This is a genomic window from Streptomyces armeniacus (genome assembly GCF_003355155.1).
Classification (GTDB): domain Bacteria; phylum Actinomycetota; class Actinomycetes; order Streptomycetales; family Streptomycetaceae; genus Streptomyces; species Streptomyces armeniacus.
Map to the genome: position 1 here is coordinate 3,121,518 of NZ_CP031320.1, position 17,253 is coordinate 3,138,770.

At 73.5% G+C, this 17,253-nt stretch carries 9 protein-coding genes, 1 tRNA gene and 1 pseudogene; 8 read left to right on the plus strand and 3 right to left on the minus strand.

Annotation, left to right across the window (positions count from 1 at the left end; genetic code table 11):
• Nucleotides 1-57 precede the first annotated feature (57 nt).
• The 6 genes and pseudogenes from DVA86_RS36105 to DVA86_RS13575 all read left to right on the plus strand — a co-directional run bounded on the left by DVA86_RS36105 (nucleotide 58) and on the right by DVA86_RS13575 (nucleotide 6,404).
• A pseudogene (locus DVA86_RS36105) lies at nucleotides 58-722 on the plus strand (pyridoxal phosphate-dependent aminotransferase).
• 140 nt (nucleotides 723-862) lie between these two features.
• The gene (locus DVA86_RS13555; protein ID WP_208878444.1) at nucleotides 863-1,480 is read left to right on the plus strand and encodes a TetR/AcrR family transcriptional regulator; all 618 of its coding nucleotides are present in this window, start codon (nucleotides 863-865) and stop codon (nucleotides 1,478-1,480) included.
• 225 nt (nucleotides 1,481-1,705) lie between these two features.
• On the plus strand, nucleotides 1,706-2,515 hold the full coding sequence (locus DVA86_RS13560) for an alpha/beta fold hydrolase (protein ID WP_208878445.1): 810 nt from the start codon (nucleotides 1,706-1,708) through the stop codon (nucleotides 2,513-2,515).
• Nucleotides 2,512-3,624, plus strand: a complete 1,113-nt coding sequence (locus DVA86_RS13565; protein WP_208878447.1) for a DUF3500 domain-containing protein — start codon at nucleotides 2,512-2,514, stop codon at nucleotides 3,622-3,624. Before DVA86_RS13560 ends, DVA86_RS13565 begins: the two co-directional genes overlap by 4 nt.
• 18 nt (nucleotides 3,625-3,642) lie before the next feature.
• The gene (locus DVA86_RS13570) at nucleotides 3,643-5,475 is read left to right on the plus strand and encodes a gamma-glutamyltransferase family protein (RefSeq protein WP_208878449.1); all 1,833 of its coding nucleotides are present in this window, start codon (nucleotides 3,643-3,645) and stop codon (nucleotides 5,473-5,475) included.
• 221 nt (nucleotides 5,476-5,696) lie between these two features.
• Nucleotides 5,697-6,404, plus strand: coding sequence for a YoaK family protein (locus DVA86_RS13575; protein WP_208878451.1), 708 nt, complete (start codon nucleotides 5,697-5,699; stop codon nucleotides 6,402-6,404).
• A 179-nt stretch (nucleotides 6,405-6,583) separates the two neighbouring features.
• Here DVA86_RS13575 and DVA86_RS36445 read toward each other — a convergent pair whose 3' ends face one another.
• The 3 genes from DVA86_RS36445 to DVA86_RS13585 form a co-directional block, all read right to left on the minus strand.
• Nucleotides 6,584-7,018 carry an RHS repeat domain-containing protein gene (locus tag DVA86_RS36445; RefSeq protein WP_245997617.1) on the minus strand — a complete coding sequence of 145 codons (435 nt, stop codon included), beginning with the start codon at nucleotides 7,016-7,018 and terminating at the stop codon, nucleotides 6,584-6,586.
• Entirely contained in the window at nucleotides 7,015-7,200 is a 186-nt protein-coding gene (locus DVA86_RS35290) for an RHS repeat domain-containing protein (RefSeq protein WP_245997839.1), read from the minus strand. Before DVA86_RS35290 ends, DVA86_RS36445 begins: the two co-directional genes overlap by 4 nt.
• Before the next feature lie 1,073 nt (nucleotides 7,201-8,273).
• Nucleotides 8,274-8,346: transfer RNA gene (locus tag DVA86_RS13585), tRNA-Arg, on the minus strand.
• Nucleotides 8,347-8,686: 340 nt separating this feature from the next.
• Between DVA86_RS13585 and DVA86_RS13590 the strand changes: the two genes are divergently transcribed.
• Nucleotides 8,687-10,516, plus strand: coding sequence for a dynamin family protein (locus tag DVA86_RS13590; RefSeq protein WP_208884671.1), 1,830 nt, complete (start codon nucleotides 8,687-8,689; stop codon nucleotides 10,514-10,516).
• Between the two features lie 5 nt (nucleotides 10,517-10,521).
• Complete coding sequence (locus DVA86_RS35935; protein ID WP_208878452.1) at nucleotides 10,522-17,238, plus strand: non-ribosomal peptide synthetase; 6,717 nt, start codon at nucleotides 10,522-10,524, stop codon at nucleotides 17,236-17,238.
• Nucleotides 17,239-17,253 lie beyond the last annotated feature (15 nt).

Below are 17,253 nucleotides of genomic sequence, written 5' to 3' on the forward strand. Positions count from 1 at the left end.
GAGGGCTATGATTCCTTCATGTGAGGAAGATATCTCACTTAAGAGTGGAGTCCCATCATGTTCATTGATGCGGCGACGGGCAGCGTCTCCATCGCTCCGGGCTGGGACCGCGCGGCCGCGGCGGACACCCGCCGGCTCGGGGAGGTGCCGCTCGTCAGCGACGAGGCGTACCACCGCCTCGTATACCCCGGTCACACCCTGACCTCGGCGCTGGAGGTCGAGCAGCTGCGGGACCGGACGGTGTACGTCCGGACGTTCTCCAAGACGTACGCGATGACCGGCTGGCGGTGGGGTGCCTCGCCGGGCCGCGCGAGGTGGTGGACGCGGCGGCCCACGTGCACCGGACCCACAACGGCTCGCTGAACACGGCGGTCCAGTACGCGGTCCTCGCCGCCCTCGGCCTGCCGGACAGCGTCGTCGACGCCATGACCGACACGTACCGGCGGCGCCGCGAGCTCGTGGTCGAGCGGCTGTCCGGCGTGCGCGGGCTGCACCTGGTGCCGCCGGAGGGGGCGTTCTACGGCTTCCTCCGCTACGACGCGGACCGGCCCTCCGAGGCGGTCGTACGCGAACTCGCCGAGCGGCGGGTGACGGTCCGCGCCGGCGCCGAGTACGGTCCTTCGGGCGAGGGGCACGTACGGATCTCGTTCGCGGCCTCCGAGGACGACCTGCGGACCGGGCTGGACCGCATCGTCCGCCACCTCGGTGCCGCGGGGGCCTGACGGCGCCGGGTGCGCGTACGCCGTACCGCGCAGTGCGACCTGTCGAACGCACCGTACCCGGCGGCGAGATACCCTTTCCCTGCACTTCGGAGAGACACGGAAGAGACGCAGCAGAGGCGGAGAAGAGGTGGAGGAGGCCCGTGGCCGATCAGCAGGCCGCCCCACGCGGGGAGCGCAAGCTGCGCAGTGACACCCGCCGCAACCGCCGGCGCCTCCTCGAGGCCGTCGGCGAGCTCGCCCGCGAGGCGCCCGACCAGCTCTCCATGCAGGCGGTCGCGTCCCGCGCGGAGATCGGCCCGGCCACCGCGTACCGCTACTACTCGTCGGTGGACGACGTGCTCGCGGCGTACGTGCTCAGCGTCGTCGAGGAGCTCCGCGACTTCAGCACGGCGTCGACCGCGGAAGGGCGGCCGCTGTTCGACGCCGTCGTGGACAGGTGGGTGGATCTTCTCGCCGAGCACGGCCCGGCGCTGGTGCAGCTCCGGTCCCGGCGGGGCTATCTGGAGCGGCTGCACAGCGGGAACGAGATCATCACCGCCACGCGGGACGCCTGGGTCGAGCCGGTGCGGGGACTGCTCGACGACATCGGCCTCTCGGACGAGATACTCGAATACGCCCTGTTCCTCAGCAACATGATGTTCGACCCGCGGGAGGTCCAGGACCTGCTGCAGGAGACCAGCCTGTCCCGCCGCGAGGTCATCAGCCGGCTGAGCGAGGCCTACCGCGGCGCGTTGCGCGGGTGGGTGCGGGCGGGCTGACGCACCGTCGGGCGCCGGCGGGGCGCCGGCCCGGGTCCGCGTGCGCCCGGGTCCGCGTGCGCCCCGCCGCTTTCCGCGACGGCACCCCGACCTCCGAGCACCCCGGTCCCGGGACTCGGCGAGTAGCGGCGCTCGTCACATCCGCCGTCAGGCATTAGATGATACGCTCGTCTCAAATCGTATGAGCGTCTACGTCCACGTCCCACCTCGCCAAGGAGGTCAGCGGTGGCAACGCAGCAGGCAGGGCGCGAATCCGCCGGACCGGCCGGTTCCACCGTACGAGCGGGTGAGCTCGAAGTCGGGTTCATCGACGAGGGCGAGGGGCCGCCGCTCGTGCTCGTGCACGGCGGCGAGAGCGACCGCACCCAGTTCGCCACGCTCCGCGCGCGACTCGGCGCGGGCATCCGGGCGGTCTCCTACGACCAGCGCGACTCGGGGATCACCGTGAACCCGCCGGTCCCGTACACGCTGGAGGTCCTCGCCGACGACCTCGCCGCCTTTCTGGACGCGCTGGGGCTGCGGCGCGCGCACCTGCTGGGCACCTCCTTCGGCGGCGCCGTGGCGCAGCACGCGGCGCTCCGGCATCCCGAACGGGTCGCGTCCCTCGTACTGGTCGCGACCACGCCGAGCTTCGCCATCGGCAGCGAGGCGATCGACGAACTCCTGAACATGACCCACGAGGAGCGGCAGAAAGCCGCCCCCGAGTTCTTCTTCACCCCCGAAGGCCAGGCCGAGCTGCGCGCCCGCCCCGTACGGACGCTCACCGCCCGTACGCCCGAGCAGAGCGCACGCCGCCACGAGGTCGCCCGGCAGCACGAGGTACGGGACCGCCTCGCGGAGATCGCCGCGCCCACCCTGATCGTGCACGGCACGGCGGACCGGCTGGCGCCCTACGACGGCGCCGTCCTGATGGAGCAGCGGATCCCGAACGCCGCGCTGCGTTCGATCGACGGCGGACGGCACGGGATCGCGGTGGAGTTCGCGGACACGGTCGGCCGCTGGGTACGCGAGTTCCTCGGCGTGGACGCGGCATGACCGACGCCGGGCGCGAGGTCGCGCACCGGATGGCCGAGGCCGCCCGGGAGTGGCTGGACTCCCTCGACGCGCACCAGCGCAGGACGGCCGTGGGGCCGCCGCCGGGCGCCGGCGGCGCGGCGGAGGCCGAACGTACCCGCTGGTTCTACACGCCCACCGACCACGGCGGCCTCACCTTCCACCAGCAGCGCCCCGCCCAGCACCGGCTGCTGATGCGGCTGGTCGCGAGCGGGCTGTCCGAGGCCGGGTACAACACCGTCGCCACCGTGCTCGGCCTGGAGAACGTCCTCGACCACGTCGAGGACTTCTCGGTGAACTGGGGCCGGGAACGCACCCGCGACCCCGGCATGTACTACCTGCGGGTCTTCGGCGAGCCCGGCGGGACGCGGCCGTGGGGATGGCGGTTCGGCGGCCACCACGTCTCGCTCAACAACCTGGTGGTGGACGGGCGCGTCGCCGCCGCCACGCCGTGCTTCCTGGGCGCCGACCCGGCCGCGTCGCCGCTGCTGGGCGGCGCGACGCTGCGCCCGCTGGGCACGGCCGAGGACATGGCCCGCGAACTGGTCCGCTCCCTGCGCCCCGAGTACGCCGCCCGCGCGGTGCTGCTGGCACGCGCCCCGGACGACATCGTGGCGGGCAACAGCACCCGCGTCGACGACCGCGTGGTGCAGCGCAGCGAACTCTGGCGCCCCGGCGGGCACATCCCGGACCGCGCCGAGCAGCCGGCCACCGGCCTCGACGGTGCAAACCGGCGGGCGCTGTCCCTCACCCCGCCGCCCAAGGGCGTACCGGGCGCCGAACTCGACGCGGCGCAGCGCGAGTTGCTGCGGGCCCTGCTCGGCACCTACCTCGACCGCGTCCCGGACGGGGTGTCCCCGCTGCCCCGCTACGACGACCCGGCCGCGCTGGACGCCGTACACCTCGCCTGGGCCGGCTCCACCGTGCCGGGCGAGCCGCACTACTACCGGCTGCAGGGCCCGCGGCTGCTCATCGAGTGGACCAACATCCACCGCGGCGTCAACCACGCCCACGCCGTGTGGCGGGACCCGGAGACCGACTTCGGCGGCGACGTCCTCGCCGACCACCACGCCGCGCACCACGCGCCATAGGAACGGAACGCGACAGACATGGCCGGTCAACAACCGTCACCGACCGACGTACACCCTGACAGGACGCCCCACACGACGCGCCCCACGCTGCGCGGCTCCTTCGGCATGTGCGCGTCGACGCACTGGCTGGCCTCCGCGACCGCCCAGTCCGTACTGGAGCGGGGCGGCAACGCCTTCGACGCGGCCACCGCCGGCGCCTTCGTACTGCACGTGGCCGAACCCCATCTCAACGGGCCCGGCGGCGACCTCGTCGCCGTGCTCGCCACCGCGGCGGACCCGTCCCCGCGCGTCCTCGCGGGCCAGGGCCACGCCCCGCGGGGAGCCACGATCGAGCACTTCCGCGCCCAAGGGCTGGACCACGTCCCGGGCGCGGGCGCCCTGGCCGCCGCCGTCCCGGGCGCCGTCGACTCCTGGCTGTGGCTGCTCGCCGAGTCCGGTACGTGGGAGCTCGCCGACGTCCTGGCGTACGCGATCCACTACGCGGAGCACGGAGTGCCGGTCGTACCCCAACTGGCGCGCGTCCTGGCCACGGTGGAGGACCTCTTCCGTACGCACTGGCCCACGTCGTACGAGCAGTGGATGCCCGGAGGACGGGTCCCGCGGGCGTACGAGACCCTGGTCAACCCCGCGTACGCCCGTACGCTGCGCCGGCTGATCAGCGCGGGCGCCGGCGGGACCCGGACCGCACGGATCGGCTCCGCGCGGCACATCTGGCGAACGGGGTTCGTGGCGGCCACCGCGGCGGAGTTCGCGGCCAGGCCGCACCGGCACTCCTCGGGCGGGCACCACGCCGGAGTGATCACCGCCGCCGACTTCACCGACTTCCATCCGTCCCTCGAATCCGCGGTCACCGCGGAGTTCAGGGGGACGACGGTGGCGAAGGCGGGCCTGTGGTCCCAGGGCCCCGTACTGCTGCAGGCCCTCACCGTGCTCGACCACTTCGACGACGAGTCGATCAACCCGTCCACGGCCACGGGGATCCACACCATCACCGAGGCCCTGAAGCTCGCCATGGCCGACCGGGAGGCGTACTACGGGCATCTCGACCCGGCGGAAGCGGAGGCCGTGGCGGGCCGCCTGCTGTCCCCCCGGTACAGCAAGGAGCGCGCCGGCCTGATCAGCGCCGCCGCGTCAACCGCGCTGAGACCCGGCGACATCGGCGTCACCCCGTACACGCCGCCGCTCGTCACCCGGCAGCACACCGTACGGGCCGACGGCGAGGGCGGCGTCGGCGAACCCACCGTCCAGCAGACGGGGGAGACGCGGGGCGACACCTGCCACATCGACGTCGTCGACCGCTGGGGGAACATCATCTCCGCCACACCGTCGGGAGGTTGGCTCCAGTCCTCGCCCGCCGTGCCGGGCCTCGGCTTCGCGCTGGGCACACGGCTCCAGATGACCTGGCTGGACCCGGCGGCCCCGGCACGCCTGACACCGGGACGGCGGCCCCGTACGACCCTGACCCCCACCCTGCTGCTGCGCGACGGCAGCCCCGTGGCCGCGCTGGGCTCACCCGGGGGCGACCAGCAGGACCAGTGGCAACTCCTCTATCTCGTACGCACGCTGGCCCTCGGCATGGACCCGCAGGAGGCGATCGACGCACCCGCGTTCCACACCACCGCGGTACCGGGCTCGTTCTGGCCGAGGACGTGGACGCCCCGGGGACTGGTGATCGAGGCACGGGCGGACCGGGCGGCCATCGGCGAACTGCGCGCACGCGGCCACGACGTGACCGTCTCCGGACCGTGGAGCCAGGGCCGGCTGTCGGTCGTCACGCGCGACCCGTCCAGCGGCGCCCTCCAGGCGGCGGCGAACCCGCGGGGCGCCCAGGGCTACGCGGCGGGACGGTGAGCACAGGGACGCCGGGCACGGGCGGTGGGGGCGCGACGCGGGGCACGGGCCGTACGAGGGCCACGTCCCGTACCCGCGGCAGTGGCCGCACTGGCCGCGGGGGAGGCGGGTCCGGCACCGGCCGCGAGGGCACGTCCGGCACCGGCCGCACTGTCCGCGCGGACGCCCGGCCCGGCACTGTCCGCCTCGTCCGACGGTGGCGTGCGACCCCCCTCGCCCTGATGCTCGCGCTCACCTTCGCCACGGGCGTCGTCGACGCGGTCGGATACCTGCGCCTGGACCAGGTGTTCGCGGGCAACATGACGGGCAACGTGGTCATCCTCGGCATGGCGGCCACAGGCTCGACGGAGCTGCCCGTACTCGGCCCGTGCGCCGCGCTGCTGTCCTTCCTCGCCGGCGCGGCCGCGGCGGGACGGGTGCTCCGCACGGCGACCCCGGGCTGGACGCGCAGGTGCACGGTTCTGCTGGGCGGCGTCGGCCTGACCCTGGCCGCCACGGCGGCGGGCATGGCCGCGGCCGGCCTGGGCGTCCCCGCCACCCGCGCGCTGCTGGCGTCAACCCTCGCCCTGGCCATGGGCGCGCAGGCGGCGACGGCCCGCCACCTGGGGGTGAAGGACGTCACCACCGTGGTCGTCACCTCCACCCTCACCGGCCTCGCGGCAGACTCCCGCCTGGGAACGGCCCGCGGCCAGGGGGCACTCCGCCGAGGCGGGGCCGTAGCCCTCATCACCCTCGGCGCGGCCGCGGGCGCGGCACTGTGCCAGCTGCACGAAGCAGCAGCGGTGGCACTGGCAGCGCTGATCACGCTGACGGCCACAACCCTGGGCCCCACCGCCACCCCACCACCCCAGCCCTCACCGACAACGAGCACCCCCGCACTCGCCCGGACCGCGGCCCGCGCGGACGACGCCGCGCACACTCCCGCCTAAGAATGCCGCCTGGGCGGGCGCGCAATCTGCCAACTCCTGGGTGCGCCGGCAGGAGCCACAGCATCTCAGCACGTTCCGGTCGACGCGGGACCGGGCCAATGAGATTCCCTGTCAAGCCCGAGCGTGTTGCGGTTCCCCTTGCTCAGCTCTTGCGACCGCGTTCCACGCTCCGTCGGCACTCACGAACTGTAACCGCCGGTCCTTCCGTATGCCCTTAGGCCCGGGCCGATGCGGCGCGAGACTTCCTCGCCGAGGGGATTGCGGCTGAATTCCAGCGTCCCGGCGTCAGTGATGAGTTGCGTCGGGCGGCCAGCCGCGTCCCAATCCCAACGCGAGACGGCACCACTGGGCGTCGTGCGGCGGGCCGTACGACCGAGGTCATCGCGTGCGTACCGCGTTGTGCGGCCGTCGGCCGTCTCCGCCAGGACGCGGCCCAGGGGGTCGTGCTCCCAGGTGAGGGTGTGATTCGGGTTGGCGGCCTGAGTCAGGTGGCCGCTGGAGGAGTACGTGTAGGTGGTTTCGGCGCCTTCGGAGTCGGTGACGCATTGGACCCGGCCGAGGGTGTCGCGCGCGTAGGAGAGCGTCTCGCCTGCGCCGTTCGTGCGGGTGATCAGCCGGCCCGCAGGGTCGTAGGCGTAGGTGAGTGTCCGGCCGTTGAAGTCCGTTTCGGTGGTGAGGCGTCCGGCGGGTCGTACTCGTAGGACCAGTGCAGGCCCTGCGGGTTGGTGACCTTTGTGAGGCGTAGCTCCGCGTCGTACGAGAAGGCGAACTCGGCGCCGCCATCGGCGGATGCCACTCCCGCTGACCGGGCAGCCAGTGGGGCACCTGCTGCCTGTTGAACATCCCCCGGATCGCGTCCTCGTTGTCCACATGCCCATCGGACATGTCCGTCATCGCGACATGAATGCTCGCCAGCCCCTGAACGAGAGTCCCCACCGCGTCCTCGATAGCCGCACGCTGGGTCCCGTACTTCTCAGCGAACTCCCTGACTTCCTCCTCCCCACCCCAAGCTGCCCCAACGCATCCAACTTCGCCCCCAACGTCTGAGCCGCCTTCAGCAACGCCCCGCTCTGCGTCCGGAACGTCGGCGCCGCCGACTTCAGATCCTTCGTGGAAATATCCAGAACTTCCTTCTCATCCCCCACAGTTGACCGTCTCATCTATTGGCATACGGTCAGTCACCAGCCGTATGCGCGAGCGGGAGCCCGATGGGGTTTCGGCGTCTGTTCAAGTCACCCGCATGAAACGAGACCCGTCGCAGTACCGCTGGGTCCCGCGCGACGCCCGAAGGTGCTCTGGGCAGCGAGAAGATCCTCGTCGACGCCCGAACTGGACTGGTTCTTCGGTTCACGTCTTCGGCTCCGGCGCCGCCAGCGTCCCCCCGAGCGCAGATTGCTGCCATGGAGTCCAGTTGTGCCACTCCCATTCCCGGGAAGGAAGCCCGGTAGCGGGCAGGCCGCGTTCAGCTGGAGATCAAGCAGGGCGAGCGACGACGTCAGGAGCGCCTGCTTGGTCAGCTCGCGGAAGGGTGGGGACGAGAGCAGCAAGGAATTACGCAAGGATGTTCGTGAACGTGATGACCGGCTTGACCGCAGTTGTCGTGACCTGCTCGCCGAGTGCGAAGAGCGCCAGCGACGCGCGGGGCCGTCGAAGACCCCGACTGTCGACCTGTCCGACGCAACCCTTCAGCCGGCCGGTGCGTGATCTACGACGCTTCCTCCGGAAGTCGGCTACCCATCCAGGTCCCGCCGGAAGGTTCAGCTCAGGAGGCCGGGTCGGATGGCCGCGGCCGCCGTGCGGGGCGGCCTGACGCCCCGCACGCTGGTGCCGTCGGCGGGAGAAACCGCCGCTGACCAGCCATCTCCTGGGTGCCCCCGGCAGGACTCGAACCTGCGGCCAAGCGCTTAGAAGGCGCCTGCTCTATCCACTGAGCTACGGGGGCCGGTATCGGTCGCGGTCGGGCTGCGTGCCCCCGTGTTGACCATGGCGGGGTCAAGGATAGGGGGCGGTGCTGCTCGTCCATCCTGCTTCACGACCACCGGCAGGTTGTGGAGGTTCAGTGAAGCGGTCCGATACTCGCAGGCTGGTGCGATTTCTGCAGCGTTTTTCGCGCCGTGTGGGGTGGGTGTTGCGTACTCGTTATGGCTGCTGTGTGTCTGTCGTGTGGGCCACACGGGGTGAATGCGTCGATCGGGGGGCGAATGCGATGTATTTTCGCGTGATGCGAGGCGGATGCGCTTCAAAAACCGCTCAAAATTGGGCATTCTTCCCGTGTGGCGATCTTGGAGGTACAGCCCGAGCTGCTGGACGCGCTCAGCGTGCTACGGGAGCGCGTCGCCGCCGCACGCTTCCCGCTGGCGCTGCCCGGTGCTGATGGCGCGCGGCGTTCCCGTACGGACTTGCTGGCTCAGCTCGACGACTATCTGATGCCCCGGCTGCGCGCCCCCGAGGCGCCGCTGCTCGCGGTGGTCGGCGGTTCGACCGGGGCCGGGAAGTCGACGCTGGTCAATTCGCTGGTCGGGCGGCGGGTGAGTGAGGCCGGAGTGCTGCGGCCGACGACGCGGACGCCCGTGCTCGTCTGCCATCCCGACGACGCGTACTGGTTCGAGGGGGACCGGGTGCTGCCCGCGCTGGGCCGGGTGCGCAGACCCCGCGCGGAGAGCCGGCAGGAGCAGGGCGGCGGGGACGACGACGTGCTGTTCGACATCGAGGACATCGAGGACTTCGGCGAACACCTTGGGGAGGACTTCGGCGAGCACTCCGCGGACCCCTGCGGCCTGGAGCGCGGCGCCGGCGGCGATCGCGGCGACCGCGCCGCTCGTCACGACCGCCGCGACGACCGGGACGGCGAGCGCGGGCGGCAGGCGCACGGGGCGCCGTACGCCCTGCGCATCGAGACCGACCCCGCCCTGACCAGGGGCCTCGCCCTGCTCGACGCGCCCGACATCGACTGCCTCGTCGTCGGCAACCGCGACCTCGCCGCGCAGCTGATCTGCGCCGCCGACGTGTGGGTGCTGGTGACGACGGCGGCGCGGTACGGGGACGCGGTGCCGTGGCATCTGCTGCGTACGGCCAAGGAGTACGACGTCACCCTCGCCACTGTGCTCGACCGGGTGCCGCACCAGATGGCCGACGAGGTGTCCGAGCAGTACACCAAGATGCTGGAGCGCGAGGGCATGGGCGCCGTCGCCTGCTTCACCGTCCCGGAACTGCCCGAGTCCGCGGGCGGTTCGGGGCTGCTGCCGATGACCGCGGTCGCCGGGCTGCGCGACTGGCTCGCCCGGTGCGCCGGCGATCCGGACGCGCGGGCGGCGGCCGCGGGCCGTACGGCGGCGGGCACACTCGGCTCGCTTCGCCCCCGCGTCACCGCGCTGGCGAACGCCGCCGCGTCGCAGCACGCCACCGCCGTACGGCTGCGGCACCACGTGGAGGAGGCCTTCGACGAGGCGTCCCGGCGCGTGCGCCGGCGCATCGCCGACGGCGAGCTCCTGGCGGGCGACGTGGCGGCGCACTGGCACGGCTTCCCGCTGGACAGCGGGGGTGGTGAGCTGCTGGGCGCGTTCGCGGACGGGCTGACGGCGCTGCTCGTGGGTACTGTCGCGGCGGCGGACGAACGGGTGGCCGCTGCCTGGCGCCGTGAACCCGGCGCTCCGGTCGGTGCCCCGGTGGGCGCGGGCGCCGGTGGCGCGGTGGGGGAGGACGGCAGGGGCCGGATCGGCGTGTTCGTACGGCGCTGGCAGCGCTGCGTGGACGAACTCGCGGAGGAGGAGACCCGTACGTCGGAGCGCGGCCCGGCCGCCGACGCCGAAGAAACGATGGGCCTGCTGGCCGTCGCCCTGCTCGGCGGCCGCCGGGCGCGCGGCGTGGACGAGACGTTGACCGCGTCGCTGGGCGAGGAGCGCGCCGTACGGCTGCGGGGAAAAGCCGAGACGGTACTCGACACGTGCGTGGACCGGGTGCTGCATGGCGAGCGCGACCGCTGGCTCGCGCCGCTCGACGAGGCCGGGGCCACTCCGGAACCGCAAGTGGAACTGATCGCGGCGTACTCCGCCGTCCGCAGGGCCGTGGCTGCGGGGAAGGCGCCGCAGTCCCCGACGCAGAAGGAGAGGTGACGGTCATGTCGTCTGCGGATGTCCGTGCGGACGGTTCGTCAGGCGGTTCCGGTACGGGGCGTGGCGCCGGTACGGGAACCGGTGCTCGTACCGGATCCGGCGCCCGTACGGAGGGGGGCCCGGACGGCGTGGAGCAGGACGCCGCGGAGGCGGAGCCGTGGCCCGACGCGGGGGAGGGGCCGGAGGCGCCCGCGCAGGTGTTCCGTCCGGAGGGCGGCGGGACGGCCGGAGCAGCGGACGAGGCGGAGCCCGCCGCCGAGGCACCGGGCGCGGCGTCCGTGGAACGCGGCGGCTGGGACGACGGCCTGATCGCCCGCCGCGCTCCGCATGCGGAAGCGGATCTGGAGGCGCGGCGCAGAGAACGTGCAAATGGCCACCGTACGGATGCCGGTGTGCGTGCGGAGGACGACGCGGACGGCCACCGCGCGCGCGGCCGCGATGGCGGCGTGGAGAAGGGCGCGGACAGGGGTGTGGACAGGGGCGTGGAGCGCGACGGGGACGCGGACCGGTGTGCGGGCAGCGCGCACGGGCACGCGGGCGCCGGTACGGGCGCGGGCGCGAGCGCGGAACGTACGGCGCCGCCCGCGAAGGGCCGTTCGGCCGAGGCCGCGGAGGCGGCGGACGCGAACACTCCGCGGACACCGCGTACGGCCGGCACAACCCGCGACATCCCCGACCCGTACGGCTCGGTCGGCGGCGTCGGCGACAGCGCCCTCCTGCGCCGGCTCGGCGCTCTGCGCGAACTCGTCGGCCTGTCCAGGACGCGGCTGGAGGGGAAGGTGCTCGCCGAACCCCTGCGCGTACTGGAGGAGGCGGGGGCGCGCGGGCGCCTGTCCCGGGCGTACACCACGGTGGCGATCGCCGGCGCGACCGGAAGCGGAAAGTCCTCTCTGTTCAACGCGCTTGCCGGGCGCGCCCTTTCCGAAGTGGGAGTACGGCGGCCGACCACCGCACAGCCCATCGCCTGCACCTGGGAAGCGGAACGGGAAGGCGGCGCCGACGGACTGCTGGACCGGCTCGGCATCGCACCCGTCGTACGGCGCCGGGTGCGGGACGCGGGACTGCACGGGCTCGTCCTGATCGACCTGCCCGACCACGACTCGGTCGCGGAGGGCCACCGCGAGCAGGTGGACCGGCTGCTGCGGCTGGTCGACGCGGTGGTGTGGGTGGTCGATCCGGAGAAGTACGCGGACGCCGTCCTGCACGAGCGCTACCTGCGGCCGCTGGCGGGCTACGCCGAGGTCACCTTCGTGGTGCTCAACCAGACCGACCGGCTGCCCGGCGACGCCACCGACACCGTACTCGACGACCTGCGGCAGCTGCTGGACGAGGACGGGGTGGCGCTCGGCGAGCACGGTGAACCGGGCGCGCGGGTGCTGGCCACGTCCGCGCTCACCGGGGACGGGATCACGGAACTGCGCGAGGAGCTGGGCGCGTTCGCCGCCGCCCGCGAGGCCCCGGCGCGGCGTCTGACGGCGGACCTGGACGGCGCGGCGGCGCGGCTGCGGCCCGCGTACGCGGACCCGGACGCGCCCGGTCCGGTCGGCCTCACGGAGCAGGCGCGGGAGGACTTCGAGGACCGGCTGGCCTCCGCCGTCGGCGCCGTGGCGGCGGGCCAGGCCGCCGAACGGGCCTGGCTGCGGCACGCGGAGCGTTCGTGCGGGACGCCGTGGTCGCAGCTCGTGCGGTGGCACGACACGCGGCGGCAGGAGCGTCAGCAGCAGCCGGGCGGCGGTGCCGCCGCGCGTGGAACCGGAGCCGGTGGCGGAAGCCGAAACGGAGCCAGAGCAGGGGCGGGAACGGGTGCCGGGACGGGGACCGCTCCCGGGCGGCGGCAGGGAGCCGGCGCGGTGCAGGGTGCGGCGGAGGGCGCCGTGGAGGGCGCGCCGCGCGTGGCGCGGCCGGTACTGGCGCAGGCCGTACGGGAGTTGGCTGCCCGCGCGGTCACGGGCCTGCCGGAGGCGTGGCGGAAGACCGTACGGGACGCGGCGTGGCGCGGCGCCGAGGGGCTGCCGGAGGCGCTGGACGCGGTGGTCGCGGAGGTCGCTGAGGCGCCGGAGGCGGACATGGAAGCGGAGCCGGATGCGGAGAACGGAGCGGAGCCCGCTTCGGCGCCGGTGGCGGACGGCGGGTGGCACGGCCCCGTACGGCTGCACCGGCCGCCGTGGTGGGCCGCGGCGATGGCGGGGCAGGGACTGCTGCTGGCGGTGCAGGTGCTGGGCCTGATCTGGCTGGTGGGCGCCGTGTTCGGCAGCTACGACGGCGAACTGTGGCTGCCCGTCGCCCTGGTGCTCGGCGGCGCCCTGGGCGGCCCGCTGCTCGCGTGGGGGTGCCGGGCGGCGGCCCGGGGCCCGGCGCGCGCGTACGGGCAGGAGGAGGAGCGCAGGCTGCGGCGCCTGGCGGCGGGCTGCGGCCGGTCGCGGGTGCTGGAGCCGGTGGCGGCGGAGCTGCTGCGGTACCGGGAGGTGCGGGGGCAGTACGTGATCGCGGCGGGGGGCGCGGAGAGAAGGGGGCTGTTGCGGATGGGACGTATCCTTGCGGGCGATTGGTACCATGCTTACCCCGCGCGGGTCCCGCCCGGGCGGCGGGGCGCGCGGCCCGGGCGGGAGGCCCGTGCTTACGGGTACGGCGCCCACACTCGGGCGCGCAGCAGGGCCCGTACTCGGACCCGCGCCCGCGCCCGTACCCGGCTCACAACCGTACGCCCGGCCCTCACGCCCGCCGAGCGGCCTGAGCTGATCCCGCTCTCGCCCGCCCAGCAGCGGATGTGGTTCCTCAACCGGCTGGAGGGGCCGGCCGACACGTACAACCTGCCGTGGGTGCTGCGGCTGGACGGCGCCCTGGACCGGGCGGCGCTGGCCGCGGCGCTGGGCGACGTCGTCGCCCGGCACGAGACGCTGCGCACGGTCTTCCCGGAGACGGACGGCACGGCGTACCAGCGCATCCTGGAGAACCCGCCCGTCCAGCTGCCGGTGCGGGACGTCACGCCCGGGGAGCTCACGGAACAGATCACCGAGTTTGCCCGCCAGGGCTTCGACCTCGCCGTGGAACTCCCGCTCCGCGCACGGCTGTTCGCGCTGTCCGAGACGGAACACGTGCTGGTCACGGTGATCCACCACATCGCCGCGGACGGCTGGTCCAACGCGCCGATGGCCCGCGACCTGAGCCGCGCCTACACCGCGCGGCTGGACGGCGCGCCGCCGGCCTTCGAACCGCTGCCGGTGCAGTACGCCGACTACACCCTCTGGCAGCGGAAGTTGCTCGGCCGTGAGGAGGACCCGGGGAGCGCCGCCAGCCGGCAGCTGGACTACTGGCGGCAGGCGCTGGCGAACATGCCGGAGGAGCTGCAGCTGCCCACGGACTTCCCGCGGCCCCCGATGCCGTCGTACCGCGGCGGCACGGTCGACTTCCACATCGACCCGGCGGCCCACGCGCGCGCCGCCAAGCTGGCGCAGGAGTGCGGGGCCAGCCTCTTCATGGTCGTACAGGCGGCGCTCAGCACGCTGCTGGCGAAGCTCGGCGGGCAGGACGACATCGCGCTCGGCACGCCGATCGCGGGCCGTACGGACGAGGCCCTGAACGACCTCGTCGGGCTGTTCGTCAACACCCTGGTGCTACGGGCCGACGTCAGCGGCAATCCCACCTTCCGGGAGCTGGTGGACCGGGTGCGTACGGTCGATCTGGCCGGCTTCGAGCACCAGGACGTGCCGTTCGAGCGGCTGGTGGACGTGCTCGCGCCGAGCCGTTCGATGGCCCGGAACCCGTTGTTCCAGGTGCTGTTCGCGCTCCAGAACAACGACGCGGCGACCTTCGAGCTGGCGGGCCTGCGGGCCACCGCGGACTCGGCCCGCACCGGTAGCGCCCGCTTCGACCTCGCCTTCGAACTGGCCGAGCGGCAGCCCGTACCCGCGGCCGGAGCCGACGCGCCGGGCGGCATGACCGGCCGGCTGGAGTACAGCGCCGACCTGTTCACCCAGGAGAGCGCGCAGCTGCTGGCCGACCGGCTCTGCATGCTGCTCGACGCGCTCACCCGGGAGCCGGACCTGCACCTGGGCAGCGTCACCCCGATGCTGCCGGGCGAGGCCGAGCGGCTGCTCGGCACCTGGAACGGCGCGCCCGCGCACCCCGCCGGCGAGCCGCTGGCGGCACGGATCGAGGCGCGTACGGCGGCGGCGCCCTCGCAGATCGCACTGATCAGCGACGACGGCGTGCTGACGTACCGTGCGCTGGGCGAGCGCAGCAACCGGCTGGCGCACGCCCTGATCGCGCGCGGCGCGGGCCCGGGCACGCTGGTCGCCATCGCGCTGCCGCGCTCGGCGTCGATGGTGGTCGCGGCGCTGGCCGTGCTCAAGTCCGGCGCCGCCTACCTGCCGATCGACCCGGTGTATCCGCCGGACCGGATCGGCTACATGCTGGACGACGCCGCCCCGGTGCTGGTCCTCACCGAGACCTCGGTGGCCCGTGAGCTGCCGCAGCTGGCGTCCCACCCGCAGCTGTGCCTGGACGAGCCGGAGGTACGCCGCACGCTGCTGCGGATGCCCGGCACGGACCTGACGGCCGCCGACCGCCCGGGTGGCCTGCCGACTCCGGACCACACCGCGTATGTCATCTACACCTCCGGCTCGACGGGCCGCCCGAAGGGCGTGGTGGTGCCGCTGGGCTCCTTCACCAACTTCCTCACCGAGCTCGGGCGAATGCTGGATCTCGACGCGCACGACCGCTTCGTGTCCGTGACGACCTTCGGCTTCGACATCGCCAACCTGGAACTCTTCGCGCCGCTGCTGGCGGGCTCGACCCTGGTGCTGGCCGGCAACCGCACCGTGCGCGACCCGATGGAGCTGGCCGAATTGCTGCTCAGCACAGGGGCGACGGTGCTCCAGGCGACGCCGACCCTCTGGCACACGCTGGTCGACGAGTACCCGGAGGCGCTGAACGGCCTGCACGCCCTCACCGGCGGCGAGGCGATACCGCCCGCGCTGGCGGCGGCCGTACAGGGCGCGACCCAGCGGCTGACGAATCTGTACGGGCCCACGGAAACGACCATCTGGTCCACCGCGGCGGACATCGACAGCTCCGGCAACCCGCTCATCGGCAAGCCGCTGGCGGGCAACCGCGTGTACGTCCTGGACGAGTGGCTCCGTCCGGTGCCGCCCGGCGTCACCGGCGAGCTCTACATCGGCGGCGCCGCGGTGACCCTCGGCTACCACAACCGGCTGACGCTGACGGCGGAGCGCTTCATCGCCGACCCGTTCGCGGCCGAGCCGGGGGCCAGGATGTACCGCACCGGCGACCTGGTGCGCTGGACCTCCGAAGGGCTGCTGGACTACCTGGGCCGGGGCGACAACCAGGTGAAGGTCAGCGGCTTCCGCATCGAACTGGGCGAGATCGAGGCCGCGCTGCTCAGCCACCCGCAGGTCAACCGTGCGGTGGTGACGGTACGTACGGACAGCTCCGGCACGCCGAGGCTGGCGGCGTACGTGGTGCCGCAGGACCCGCAGGGCCAGGGAGACCAAGGGGGCCAGGGCGAGAACGCCTCGGTCGAGGCCCGTGACCTGCGCGCCCATCTGGCGGTCGAGCTGCCCGCCCACATGATCCCGGCGACCTTCACCGAGCTGGCCGAGTTCCCGCTCACGCCCAACGCCAAGGTGGACCGTAAGGCGCTGCCCGCGCCGGAGCCGGTGGCCACGACCGGCGGGCGCGGCCCGCAGACGCCGCTGGAGGAGACGCTGTGCGCGGTCTTCGCGGATGTACTCGGGGTCGAACAGGTCGGTGCGGAAGCCGACTTCTTCGAGCTGGGCGGCGACTCCATCCGGTCCATCCGGCTGGTCGGCCGGGCGCGTGACCGGGGCGTGGGGCTGACCCCGGCGGACGTGTTCGTGCACCGTACGGTGGCCGGCCTGGCCGCGGTGGCCACCACCCAGCAGGGGGCCGCGCCGGACGCGGACGCCTTCGCCAGGGTGCTGCAGATCCGGCCGCGCGGCAGCCGGCAGCCGCTGTTCTGCGTGCACGGCGGCGGCGGTCTCGGCTGGCCGTTCATGGAGCTGGGCGGCGCGCTGGACGACAGCGTGCCGGTGTACGCCTTCCAGGCCGGCGGGATCCTGGAGACGGGCGGGCAGCCCGGCACCGTGGTGGAGATGGCCGCGGAGTACCTCGCCGAGGTGCGGCGCATCCAGCCCGACGGCCCGTACCACCTGCTCGGCTGGTCCTTCGGCGCGCTCGTCGCGCACGAGATGGCGCGGCAGCTGCAGGAGTCGGGCGAAGAGGTCGCGCTGCTGGCGAACCTCGACGGGTTCCCCGCCGCCGCGACCGGTGCGGAGCCCGTACACGGCGACGCCGAGGTGTACGCGGAGATCCTGCGGCGGTGCGGGCTGGACCCGGCCGGGATTCCGGAGCTGACGGCGGAGAGCGTGCTGAGCCTGCTCGCCCGGAGCGCGAACCCGCTGGCCGAGCTGAGCACGCAGCAGCTGGCCAACATGGTGACGGTCATCCGGCGGTTGAGCGGCATGGGCGAGGCGCACCTGCCCGGGCGCTACCGCGGCGACATGTTGTTCTTCGCGGCCACCCGGGACGTCGGCGCCGGCGCCCCGGACGAGACCGCCTGGAAGGAGCACGTGGAGGGCAGCGTGATCCGGCACGAAGTGGACGCGGACCACGAGGGGATGCTGAGCCCGGACTCCGTCCCGCAGATCGCTTCGGTGCTCATGGCCGCACTCGACCGCTGACAGAGAGATCCCGCG

Coding starts and splice junctions, on each gene's coding strand:
- DVA86_RS13565 (WP_208878447.1), top strand. CDS start 2,512: ATGACCGACGCCGGGCGCGAGGTCGCGCACCGGATGGCCGAGGCCGCC.
- DVA86_RS13570 (WP_208878449.1), top strand. CDS start 3,643: ATGGCCGGTCAACAACCGTCACCGACCGACGTACACCCTGACAGGACG.
- DVA86_RS13575 (WP_208878451.1), top strand. CDS start 5,697: ATGCTCGCGCTCACCTTCGCCACGGGCGTCGTCGACGCGGTCGGATAC.
- DVA86_RS35935 (WP_208878452.1), top strand. CDS start 10,522: ATGTCGTCTGCGGATGTCCGTGCGGACGGTTCGTCAGGCGGTTCCGGT.